Here is an 11442-nt window from a genome sequence, read left to right as displayed (position 1 = left end):
CGCTTGCAGTTATTTTTTTAGATATATAGCATAATGTACCAATTTTAGATAAAACTTAAGGAATAAAATGAGTAACCCAAAAGAAGAAAAAGCTAAGGTAGTGAAACTAAAAGAAATTTTAGGAAAGGATTTATCTATTCCTGGCTATCAGCGTCCATACAAATGGACAATAAAACACGTTCAACAATTACTTGATGATTTACTGACACATTTCCGTAATCAACAACAAGTTTATCGAATTGGAACAGTGGTAATACATAAATATAATGAAGAAAACAAAGAAACTAAAAAAATTGAAGAAAAGTTAGATATTGTTGATGGTCAGCAACGTTTAATTACGCTTTCATTATTACTTTATTATTTGAATAATGAAAAAAAATTCATGGATAAGTCTTTATTAGATGAGGGTGTAGCACATACTCTTAGTAAGAGTAATATAATTAATAATTATAATTTTATTAAAAATTATTCTATTTCCCATAAGGAAGCATTTAAAAAGTATCTTTTAGAAATTTGTGAGATGGTTTATGTTGAATTAGATGATTTAGACGAAGCCTTCCAATTTTTTGACTCACAAAACTCAAGAGGGAAACCTTTAGAATCTTATGATTTGCTGAAAGCTTATCATTTACGAGAAATGGAAGATAAGCCAAAAGAGATTATTCATCATTGTGTTGAACGTTGGGAGAAATCTGCACTTTCTCAAGAAATTAATAACTTAGATAAAATTATCAACTATATTCTTTTTAGATTACGCCGATGGCACTATCAAGAAAGCGGAGAGGTTTTTACATCGGACGAGCTAGAGACATTTAAAGGTGTATCAGAAGGTGCTACCTATCCTTATCTTAGTCCACTGTTTTCAACAAAGGTTGTAGAGAAATTAGCACAACAAAATCCTATGTTTTATCATCCAAGATTTGTGAAGACAAGTTTTCAAACAATACAAACTCTAATAAATGGAGAGCAATTTTTTGATTATGTTCAGTATTATTCTGAGCTCTATGAAAAATTATTTAAAGAAGGAAGTGGGCTTGTTGATAAAGTGAAAAAAATTAACGGTAAAGATATAGAAAAAGGCGTAAATACTTTTCTTAACAATCAAGAGTATTGCTATCGAGTAGGGGATAAATATTTGAAAAATTTATTCGAATGTACCGTATTATTCTATTTTGATAAATTTGGTGAAGTATATTTAGATGAATTTATAAGTAAAGCATTTTTATGGGTTTACCTGATTCGCTTTAAACATCAACGTATCCCATTTAAAACAGTAGAAGATGAAGCTTGCTCAAAAAGTGGATTACTTTCCCATATAGAGCGTTCTTTAACACCATCTCAAGTATTAAAATATCCTTTAAGACTCTCGTTAATTAAAGATACAGTAGCTTTTCCAAATGTAAATGGAAATATAGATGGTAAAATAAAAGAAGTTTTTGGAGTATAAGATGACTAATAATATAAAATATGTAAAAACATTAACCGTGTCTGATTTATTTGATAATGATAATAAATGTAACTATATTATTCCAATCTACCAGCGTAATTATGCTTGGGGTGATAATGAAATTAGTTCATTACTTCAAGATATAAAAAATGCTTGTGAAAAAAATAAAGAACAAGATAAAAAATATTATATTGGAAGCTTAGTTGTCTATCGCCGAGAAAATGATGATTTTGAAGTGATTGATGGCCAGCAAAGACTAACAACACTTACGTTAATAATGCATCATCTTGGCAAATTAGGTTTTAGAAATGTTTTTTTTGAACATCGAGATGAATCTGAACAAGCATTATCCAATCTTAATTCTGAAAAATTACCAAGTAATTTTTCACAAGCATTAAAAACAATTAAGAAAGTAATTGATGAATGGGGGAATAATAAAGATGAAATTGTAAAGTTCCTTTTGGATAAAGTTGAAATCATTCGAACTGAAGTGCCAGAAGGTACAGATTTAAACCATTATTTCGAAATTATGAATACCCGTGGAGAACAGCTTGAAAAGCATGAAATTCTAAAAGCTCGTTTGATGAAGGAGTTGCCAATATCTGAGCAATCATTATTTGCAAAAATTTGGGATGCATGCTCAGATATGAGTCGTTATGTTGTGATGGCGTTTGATTCTGAATTAAGAGAAGTCATTTTAGGTGGTGATTGGAGAAAAGCACGTGGATTTTTTAAGACTATTTTGAATGAAAATTCTGGAGAGTCTGAAAATCTTGGAGAACCTGAAAATAGTATCTTAAAACTTATTGATCCCGATGTAGAAATAGAAAAAATTGAAGAACAATCACAGGATAAATATGATGGCGAATTTACTTCAGTAATTGATTTTCCTAATTTCTTAATGCATGTTTTAAGAATTTATTTAGAAAGATTTGATAAGTGTAAATATTCTACCAAAAATGATCCATGCAATGTTCCATTAGATGAAAAGTTACTATTAAAATCATTTGAAGGTAAGTTTGAAGGAAAACCTAAAAAGGTTAGGATGTTTATTTATACATTATTGGTTTGTCGTTATTTATTTGATTTATACGTGATTAAATCTAATATGATTCGAACTGATTATGAAAACTGGTCGTTATGGAAAATAGTTAAAGGAAAATCAGGTGATTACTACTATAAAAATGCATTTGGTAGTTATAAAAATGAGTCTGTCGACAATATAGATAAAAATGATGATGAATCACTTAATGATTCAGATCCTACAAAAAAAGCTGTGATGTTACTTTCAATGTTCCATGTTTCTAATCCATCTCGTATTTATAAAAACTGGCTATACGCTGTGTTACGTTGGTTATTTGATAATAGAGATAATATTGAACAAAGTGATTATATTAAATTTTTAGAAGAACTTTGTGATAAATTCTATTTTGGTAATAATTGCCAAGGAAAAGATATTACAAATATTATTTTAGATAAAGAAGAAATTTGTTTTTCTTCTGATGAAAAGTGGGGTTATGGTGTATCTGTTCCTAATTTTGTATTTAATCGATTAGATTATCAGTTATGGCAGAAGTACAAAGATAAGTATCCTAAGTTTCGATTCACGTTTAGAAGTTCAGTGGAGCATCATTATCCTCAGCACCCATCTGAAGAGTATGGATTAGAGAAGTTGGAACAAGCGATCCTAGATAATTTTGGTAACTTATATTTGTTGTCTCAAAGTAAAAATTCTCGTTTGAGTAATTTGCCTCCAGAAGCAAAGTTAACATATTATCCTAATGGTGATTATGATAGCCTAAAACAGGCTTTAATGATGGAAAAAACAAAAGAGTTTAATAAATGGAAAGCTGAGGAAATATTAGAGCATGGAAAAGAAATGCTTGTATTGTTAAATACTCCAATTTCTTAAATATTTAATTCCTAACGACACAATCCGTCGCTCTACTTTTTAAACTATGCTCAAACCTATTAGGTTTGAGCATTTTTTATTGGAGTAATGATTATGTCTAAATTCAAACTTAACCCACCATCAGTTTCCCCTTATACCGAAAAATTAATGTTGCAACTTTTATTAGAATATCAAGGATTTGCAGAGGTTTTTAATGAAAATGTTTGGCACTATGACAATATTGCAGTGGCTTTAGGTTTACCGAGTGAAATGGAGCGTTGCGATGATTTCCGCTCGAAAGTAAAAAAATTATTACAAGCACGAAATAAAACGTTGCCAAAATTGACCGCTCTTTGCGTAAACGAGAATCCAATTATTCAACAAAATATTGATACGCTGACCCAATTATTATCATTGAATACTACTGAGCAGACGCTTTTCCATTTATCGGTTCAGCTACGCTTAGATGAACCATTGAAAAAATTGAGCGAGGCATTACCAAAATCTAATTTGGTAGGGGTAAGTGAGTTATTATCAAATTTATTTGGTTTGCCAAAGTCGGACATTATTTCTGCCTTAAAAGATAAGGGAAAACTATTAGGTTATGGCTTGCTTGAACGAAACTATAATCCAGATAGGTTCCATGACTATTTGGATTGGGGAAAAATGTTAGATTTTGATGAATTCATCTCAGAACCATTAAATGAACAGGTGTTATTAAAAGTTTGTACAAAACCAGCTATTGAGCCTAGTTTGAGTTTAGAAGATTTTGCTTATTTAAACGAGATGAAAACAATGATGCTGGATTATCTTCAGTCCTCATTTGCTACTCATAGAAAGGGGGCGAATATTTTAATTTATGGTGCACCTGGTACAGGAAAAACAGAGTTTGCAACGTTATTAGCAAAAGCAGTGAGTGTTTCGGCGCATAATATTACTTATATGGATGAAAATGAAGAAGTGATCCGAGCGGAGGAGCGTTTGAATAAATGCCGTTTTGCGCAAAAGGTGTTAGAAGGGCAATCTTCGTTATTGATTTTTGATGAAATAGAAGATGTTTTTCGTGCCGGTTTTTTTGAGCGTTCAGTAGCGCAGAAAAATAAAGCTTGGATGAATCAATTATTGGAAAACAATAACGTGCCGATGATTTGGTTATCGAATTCGGTTTCAGGCATAGATCCTGCTTTTTTGCGCCGCTTTGATTTTATTTTAGAAATGCCAGATTTGCCGTTGAAAAATAAATCAGCACTCATTACGCAGTTGGCCGAGGGAAAATTAAGTCCGGCTTATGTACAACATTTTGCTAAAGTGCGGTCATTAACGCCTGCGATTTTAAGTCGTACAATTCGGGTGGCAAAGGAGCTCAATACATCAAATTTTGCTGAGACTTTGCTCATGATGTTTAATCAAACATTAAAGTCGCAAAATAAACCGAAAATTGAACCGCTTGTTTTAGGTAAAGCTAACTATAACTTAGATTATGTGGCTTGTAATGACAATATTCATCGTATTAGTGAAGGGTTAAAACGGTCGAAAAAAGGGCGAATTTGTTGCTATGGCCCGCCGGGAACAGGAAAAACTGCTTGGGCAGCATGGCTTGCGGAACAGTTGGACATGCCGCTGTTGCTAAGACAAGGCTCTGATCTGCTTAATCCTTATGTGGGCGGAACAGAACAAAATATTGCTCAAGCCTTTGAACAAGCGAAAGCCGATAACGCCTTATTGGTGTTAGATGAAGTGGATACGTTCTTATTTTCTCGAGAGGGGGCAAATCGAAGTTGGGAGCGTTCACAAGTGAATGAAATGTTGACACAAATTGAACGCTTTGAAGGGTTGATGGTGGTATCAACAAATTTAATTGAAGTACTCGATCCCGCAGCCTTACGCCGTTTTGATTTAAAATTGAAGTTTGATTATTTAACGTTGCCACAACGCTTAGATTTTGCTAAACAACAAGCAGAAATTTTAGGGTTGCCGTTGTTATCAGAAGAGGATTTAAGTCAGATTGAATCGCTTAATTTGCTGACCCCAGGCGATTTTGCTGCAGTGGCTCGTCGTCACCAATTTTCCCCTTTTCAAAAGGTGCAAGATTGGCTGATGGCACTACAAGGGGAATGTGAAGTGAAACCAGCATTTTCTGCAACAACAAGACGAATAGGGTTCTGATTAAAGTGCGGTCAAAATTCTTATCGTTTTTTGATCGCACTTTTTATTCTCCTGTCAGCCAACTTGCGAGCAAAATAACGATAGTAAAAATAGCGAACCAAATAAGGTGAAGTTTAGTACTTTTTCGATTAATTTCGGTATTATGCTGGCGTCGTTCTTCGAGTTTTTGTTTGTAAATTTCAAGATCTTCTTCTTTAAAAGAAAAACCACAATTGGGACAAAATTGGGCAGATTCGCTGATTTTTTTATGACATTCAGGGCAGCGAGTAAGAGCCATTTATGATCCTTTTTTAATTTATTTGAATTTATGAGCTTATTGTAAGTGAAAAAAGCATAATGATAAACGTGATATAGATCACAAATTTGAAACATTGTAAAAATTAAACTTTTTGATTTTGAGAAATTTAACTTAGAATACCGCCGACGAAGTCTAGTATATGCCTAGAATTCGGTATTTTTTATTCCTGAGGAGTATTCTTATGTTGTGGTTTTTCTTCTGCGTGGCATTATTGCTTGCAGGTTATTTCTTTTATAGTCGTGTCATTGAGCGCATTTTTGTGATCAATCCAAATCGTCAAACGCCAGCGTATGCCATGAATGATGGCGTTGACTATATGCCAATGTCTAAAACTAAGATTTGGTTAATTCAATTATTAAACATTGCTGGTACAGGCCCAATCTTTGGTCCGATTCTTGGTGCGTTATACGGACCAGTTGCTATGCTTTGGATTGTAATTGGTTGTATCTTTGCGGGTGCGGTACACGATTATTTCTGTGGAATGTTAAGTGTGCGTAATGGCGGTGCATCTATGCCTAACCTCGCAGGTAAATACTTAGGTCGTCCAGTTAAAGCATTTATTAACATCTTAGCGGTTGTACTTTTATTATTAGTGGGTGTGGTATTCGTTGCAAGTCCGGCTCAATTAATGGGTACGATTACAATGGATGTGTTCGGTGCTGCATCAGGTAGCATTTCTATTAGCAATGCGGAAGAAATCCATCAAGTAGCTGAAGCAGGTGGTATTACCGTTTGGGGTATGGATAAAGCGACTGTTATCAGTGTTTGGACTGGTATCATTTTCATTTACTATATTCTTGCGACATTACTTCCGGTTGATAAAATCATCGGTCGTATCTACCCATTCTTCGGTGCATTATTACTCTTTATGTCTGTAGGTATGGTATATGGTTTAGTCAGTGCAGATCTTAGCTCAGCAGACCCAATTTCTTTCTATCGTTCTGTGGACGGTATGTCTTTTGAGAAATTCTTCCAAAACTTTGAAACCCGTGCAGATTTACCATTATGGCCACTCTTGTTCTTAACAATATCTTGTGGTGCATTATCTGGTTTCCACGCAACACAAAGCCCGTTAATGGCGCGTTGTACTGAAAACGAAAAAGAAGGACGTTTCATTTTCTACGGTGCGATGATCGGTGAAGGTGTGATTGCGTTAGTATGGTGTGCAGTTGGTTTAAGTTTCTATGATTCTTTACCAGATTTATTAGCAGCGATTAAAGCAGGTTCTCCTTCTAAAGTGGTTTATGACTCTTCTATCCACTTCTTAGGTCTTGTTGGTGGTATTTTTGCCGTGTTAGGTGTGGTTGTTCTTCCAATTACATCAGGCGATACAGCATTCCGTGCGGCACGTCTTGTTATTGCAGAATTTTTCCATTTAGAACAAAAAACCTTAGCTAAGCGTTTAATTATTGCTGTGCCATTATTCGTGGTTGGTTATATCGTATCAAAAGTGGATTTCTCTATCTTATGGCGTTACTTCACTTGGGCGAACCAAACTACTGCGATGGTTATGTTATGGACTGCAGCTGCGTATTTATATCGCTATAATAAATTCCACTGGATATGTACAATCCCTGCGGCATTTATCAGTACCGTATGTTTTACTTACCTTGCATACAACAAAATCGGTTTTGGTTTAGACTATCAATTATCTGTTTATATCGGCTTAGGCTTAACAGTACTTTGTTTAGTTTTATTCTTCACACAGCTTAAACCATTAGGTAATCGTGACGAAGAAGCGTATGTAAATAACTAATTAAATCGAGTTAAAAATTGAAAACCGTTTGAGGAAAACCTCAAACGGTTTTTTTGTTTATTTTGTTACCAAAATTTACCAATCTTTACGTTTTAATTGCTTGCAAGTTAAGGCTACAACCGATAAACTTACATAAAGTGGTGAAAAGTGGAATTTTGTGGAGAATTCTGCTAATTTTTCTAAAAATAAACGTTTAAAGGTAGAAAAATGTTTCGTGGTGCAGCAGCGGTAAATTTAGATGCGAAGGGTCGAGTAGCGATTCCTACGCGTTATCGTGCTGAAATCATGGAAAAGAACCAAGGCCAAATGGTTTGTACTGTTGATATTCGTCAGCCTTGTTTATTACTTTATCCTTTAGATGAATGGGAAAAAATCGAACAAAAACTACTTTCACTTTCCAACTTTGACCCAAATCAACGTCGTTTACAACGTGTTATGCTTGGTTATGCCACAGAATGTGAAATGGATGCACAAGGTCGTATCTTATTAAGTGGTCCATTACGTCAACACGCAAAATTAGAAAAAGGCTTAATGTTGGTTGGGCAGTTGAACAAATTTGAAATTTGGAGCGATACAGAATGGTTCGCACAAATTGATGAAGATATCGAAATTGGCTCAAGTGCTGAATTCGGTGCTTCTGAAGAACTAAAAATGCTGTCATTATAGAACAGCAGCACTAGCAGGATAAGCGGTGCTTGCGCCGCTCTATCTTCTCTTTATCGATTTTGATTTAACGTTTACTTTTTTACTTATGACTACGCAAAATTCCTTTTCTGCACCTGAACATATCACGGTTTTGCTTCACGAAGCGGTGAATGGTTTGGCGTTGAAAGAAAATGGAATTTATATTGATGGCACCTTCGGACGAGGCGGCCATTCTCGCCTTATTCTTTCTCAACTTTCTGAAAATGGTCGTTTAATTGCGGTAGATCGTGATCCGCGTGCGATTGCTGAAGCTGAAAAAATTCAAGACCCTCGTTTTCATATTGAACATAATAGCTTTTCTCACATTCCAGACATCTGTCAAAAACTTGATTTAGTTGGTAAAGTTGACGGCATTTTGCTGGATTTAGGGGTGTCATCTCCACAGCTTGATGAAGCAGAGCGTGGTTTCAGTTTTATGAAAGATGGCCCGTTAGATATGCGTATGGATACAACACAGGGGTTATCAGCGGCAGAATGGTTAAAACAAGTATCTGTTGATGATTTAACTTGGGTGTTAAAAACCTTTGGTGAAGAGCGTTTTGCAAAACGAATTGCTACGGCCATCGTAGAATTCAATAAAAGTGCGGTCAAAAATGGAACAGAATGTTTAAGTCGTACTTCTCAGCTTGCTGAATTAATTGCTCAAGCCGTACCGTTTAAAGATAAACATAAGCATCCAGCGACGCGTAGTTTCCAAGCTATTCGAATTTATATTAATGCGGAATTAGATGAATTAGAAAGTGTATTAAATTCTGCATTAGATATGTTGGCACCAGAAGGACGTTTATCGATTATCAGTTTCCATTCACTTGAAGACAGAATGGTAAAACATTTCATGCGTAAGCAAAGCAAAGGCGAGGATATTCCAAGAGGCTTACCATTGCGAGAAGATCAAATCCAACGTAATCAAAAATTAAAAATCATTGGTAAGGCGATTCAGTCAAGTGAGGCAGAAATTTCAGCGAATCCACGTTCAAGAAGCGCGGTATTACGTATAGCGGAAAGGGTGAAAGAAGATGTTAGAAAATAGCGAACGTTATCCTTTACAACATATTCTCGTTGAAGATATTTTTTCTTCTAATAAATTAATTGTCGTCTTACTTTTATTAATTTTAGCTTCTGCAATGGGCACGATTTGGATGACCCACCAAACACGAGGCTTGATTTCTGAAAATGGGCAGTTAGTATTACAACACCAAGCCCTTGAAAACGAATATCGCAATTTGCAATTACAAGAAGCAACCGAAAGTGATAATACAAGAGTTGAATCCATTGCAATCAGTACATTAAAAATGCAACGTGTTCAAAGTGAACAAGAAGTGGTTATTTTTGAATAGGGATTTTAAATAAAATGGTTAGATTTAATTCCTCTAAGAAACCAGCACAGCCAAAGAAAACAATTAGAAAATTGGCTCAACCTGTGTCAGTAAAACCGAACAAACCGAAAATGGTGTTTGAGAAATGTTTCCTTCGTGGTCGTTATCTCATCGCGACAAGTTTTATTTTCTTAGGCTTAGGCGCATTAGTTGCTCGTGCTGCTTATGTGCAATCTGTTAATTCTGAAACCCTTTCTGGTGAAGCGGACAAACGTTCATTACGTAAAGATGACGTCCTTTCTGTTCGAGGATCAATTTTAGATCGTAATGGCCAATTGTTATCGGTGAGTGTGCCGATGAGTGCAATTGTGGCTGAACCGCGTTTAATGCTAAAAGAAAATGCATTAGATGACAAAGAACGTATTAAAGCCCTTGCTAACGAATTAAATATGACACCAGCTGAGTTGGTGAAAAAAATTGAGAAAAATGCAAAATCAGGTTTCTTGTATTTAGCGCGTCAAATAGAAGCAAGCAAGGCAAATTATATCCGTGAACTCAAAATTAAAGGCATTTCATTAGAGACTGAACCACGTCGATTTTATCCGCGTGTAGAAGAAGCGGCTCAATTAGTCGGTTTTACTAATATTGATGGTAAAGGGATTGAAGGGGTTGAGGCAAGTTTCAACTCAATGCTAGTCGGGAAAGATGGTGCTCGTGTTGTTCGTAAAGATAAACGCGGTAATGTGGTTGAACATATTGCAGATGAGAAAAAATATGATGCACAAGATGTTACCTTAAGTATTGATGAAAAGTTACAATCCATGGTGTATCGAGAAATCAAAAAAGCGGTAACAGAGAATAAAGCTGAATCAGGCACGGCCGTATTGGTAGATGTGCGTACGGGTGAAGTATTAGCGATGGCAACTGCGCCTTCTTACAATCCGAATAATCTAAACAATGTAAAAGATGAGTTAAAACGTAACCGTGCGATTACGGATACATTTGAACCAGGTTCAACAGTAAAACCTTTCGTTGTGTTGACCGCACTTCAACGAGGCGCGGTGAGACGTGATGAAGTGATTAATACAGGTTCATTTACCGTAAGTGGTAAAGAAATTGTTGACGTAGCACCTCGTCCACAACAAACATTAGATGAAATTTTAATTAATTCCAGTAACCGTGGTGTGAGTCGTCTTGCGTTACGTATGCCACCTTCTGCCTTAATGGAAACTTACCAAAATGCAGGTTTAGGTAAAGATACCGAGTTAGGTTTAATTGGTGAACAACGCGGTGTATTAAATGCAAACCGTAAACGTTGGGCCGATATCGAACGTGCAACAGTAGCTTATGGTTATGGTATTACTTCAACTCCATTACAAATTGCACGCGCTTATGCAACTTTAGGTAGCTTCGGGATTTATCGTCCGCTTTCTATCACTAAAGTTGATCCGCCAGTTATTGGTCAACGAGTCTTTTCTGAAAAAATCACGAAAGATGTAGTGGGCATGTTAGAAAAAGTCGCGATCAAAAATAAACGTGCGATGGTTGAAGGCTATCGTGTAGGCGTGAAAACAGGTACGGCACGTAAAATTGAAAATGGTCACTATGTCAATAAATATGTAGCATTTACAGCAGGTATTGCACCAATTAGCGATCCACGTTATGCATTAGTTATTTTGATTAACGATCCGAAAGCAGGGCAGTACTATGGTGGTGCAGTATCTGCACCGGTATTCTCGAGCATTATGGGCTATACCTTGCGTGCTAACGGTATTGCACCAGATGCAGAACCAACAGAAAAAACAGCAAGACGCACTGTTCGCTTAAGCGATCAAAAATTTGAAAAAATGAATTAAGAAAAGG

At 35.6% G+C, this 11442-nt stretch carries 9 protein-coding genes; 8 read left to right on the top strand and 1 reads right to left on the bottom strand.

Annotation, left to right across the window (positions count from 1 at the left end; genetic code table 11):
• Window positions 1-67 precede the first annotated feature (67 nt).
• From DPV97_RS00770 to DPV97_RS00760, 3 genes are all read left to right on the top strand, one after another.
• A complete protein-coding gene (locus tag DPV97_RS00770) occupies window positions 68-1447 on the top strand; it encodes a DUF262 domain-containing protein (RefSeq protein WP_070714053.1) in 1380 nt (459 codons plus the stop codon).
• A 1-nt stretch (window position 1448) separates the two neighbouring features.
• The gene (locus tag DPV97_RS00765; protein ID WP_070714054.1) at window positions 1449-3359 is read left to right on the top strand and encodes a DUF262 domain-containing protein; all 1911 of its coding nucleotides are present in this window, start codon (window positions 1449-1451) and stop codon (window positions 3357-3359) included.
• Window positions 3360-3452: 93 nt separating this feature from the next.
• Entirely contained in the window at window positions 3453-5504 is a 2052-nt protein-coding gene (locus DPV97_RS00760; protein WP_070714056.1) for an AAA family ATPase, read from the top strand.
• Between the two features lie 43 nt (window positions 5505-5547).
• Here the strand turns inward: DPV97_RS00760 and DPV97_RS00755 are convergent, their stop codons facing one another.
• The gene (locus tag DPV97_RS00755) at window positions 5548-5781 is read right to left on the bottom strand and encodes a zinc-ribbon domain-containing protein (RefSeq protein ID WP_070714058.1); all 234 of its coding nucleotides are present in this window, start codon (window positions 5779-5781) and stop codon (window positions 5548-5550) included.
• 202 nt (window positions 5782-5983) lie between these two features.
• Between DPV97_RS00755 and DPV97_RS00750 the strand changes: the two genes are divergently transcribed.
• The 5 genes from DPV97_RS00750 (at window position 5984) to DPV97_RS00730 (ending at window position 11435) form a co-directional block, all read left to right on the top strand.
• Window positions 5984-7558 (top strand): carbon starvation CstA family protein, encoded by a 1575-nt coding sequence (locus DPV97_RS00750; protein ID WP_070714062.1) that lies wholly within the window; start codon window positions 5984-5986, stop codon window positions 7556-7558.
• A 207-nt stretch (window positions 7559-7765) separates the two neighbouring features.
• Window positions 7766-8224, top strand: a complete 459-nt coding sequence (gene mraZ / locus DPV97_RS00745) for a division/cell wall cluster transcriptional repressor MraZ (protein ID WP_070714066.1) — start codon at window positions 7766-7768, stop codon at window positions 8222-8224.
• Between the two features lie 85 nt (window positions 8225-8309).
• Window positions 8310-9293 carry a 16S rRNA (cytosine(1402)-N(4))-methyltransferase RsmH gene (gene rsmH / locus DPV97_RS00740; RefSeq protein ID WP_070714347.1) on the top strand — a complete coding sequence of 328 codons (984 nt, stop codon included), beginning with the start codon at window positions 8310-8312 and terminating at the stop codon, window positions 9291-9293.
• Window positions 9280-9600, top strand: a complete 321-nt coding sequence (ftsL, locus tag DPV97_RS00735) for a cell division protein FtsL (RefSeq protein ID WP_070714068.1) — start codon at window positions 9280-9282, stop codon at window positions 9598-9600. The genes rsmH and ftsL overlap by 14 nt, the downstream gene beginning before the upstream one ends.
• A 14-nt stretch (window positions 9601-9614) precedes the next feature.
• Window positions 9615-11435 (top strand): penicillin-binding transpeptidase domain-containing protein, encoded by a 1821-nt coding sequence (locus tag DPV97_RS00730; RefSeq protein ID WP_070714069.1) that lies wholly within the window; start codon window positions 9615-9617, stop codon window positions 11433-11435.
• Window positions 11436-11442 lie beyond the last annotated feature (7 nt).

This window comes from Haemophilus parainfluenzae, from assembly GCF_003253005.1.
Taxonomy (GTDB): domain Bacteria; phylum Pseudomonadota; class Gammaproteobacteria; order Enterobacterales; family Pasteurellaceae; genus Haemophilus_D; species Haemophilus_D parainfluenzae_M.
The sequence above is the reverse complement of the archived record's forward strand: the minus strand, read 5'-3'. Positions and strand labels throughout refer to the sequence as shown.

Coding starts and splice junctions, on each gene's coding strand:
- DPV97_RS00765 (WP_070714054.1), top strand. CDS start 1,449: ATGACTAATAATATAAAATATGTAAAAACATTAACCGTGTCTGATTTA.
- DPV97_RS00760 (WP_070714056.1), top strand. CDS start 3,453: ATGTCTAAATTCAAACTTAACCCACCATCAGTTTCCCCTTATACCGAA.
- DPV97_RS00755 (WP_070714058.1), bottom strand. CDS start 5,781: ATGGCTCTTACTCGCTGCCCTGAATGTCATAAAAAAATCAGCGAATCT.
- DPV97_RS00730 (WP_070714069.1), top strand. CDS start 9,615: ATGGTTAGATTTAATTCCTCTAAGAAACCAGCACAGCCAAAGAAAACA.
- DPV97_RS00770 (WP_070714053.1), top strand. CDS start 68: ATGAGTAACCCAAAAGAAGAAAAAGCTAAGGTAGTGAAACTAAAAGAA.
- ftsL (WP_070714068.1), top strand. CDS start 9,280: ATGTTAGAAAATAGCGAACGTTATCCTTTACAACATATTCTCGTTGAA.
- mraZ (WP_070714066.1), top strand. CDS start 7,766: ATGTTTCGTGGTGCAGCAGCGGTAAATTTAGATGCGAAGGGTCGAGTA.
- rsmH (WP_070714347.1), top strand. CDS start 8,310: ATGACTACGCAAAATTCCTTTTCTGCACCTGAACATATCACGGTTTTG.
- DPV97_RS00750 (WP_070714062.1), top strand. CDS start 5,984: ATGTTGTGGTTTTTCTTCTGCGTGGCATTATTGCTTGCAGGTTATTTC.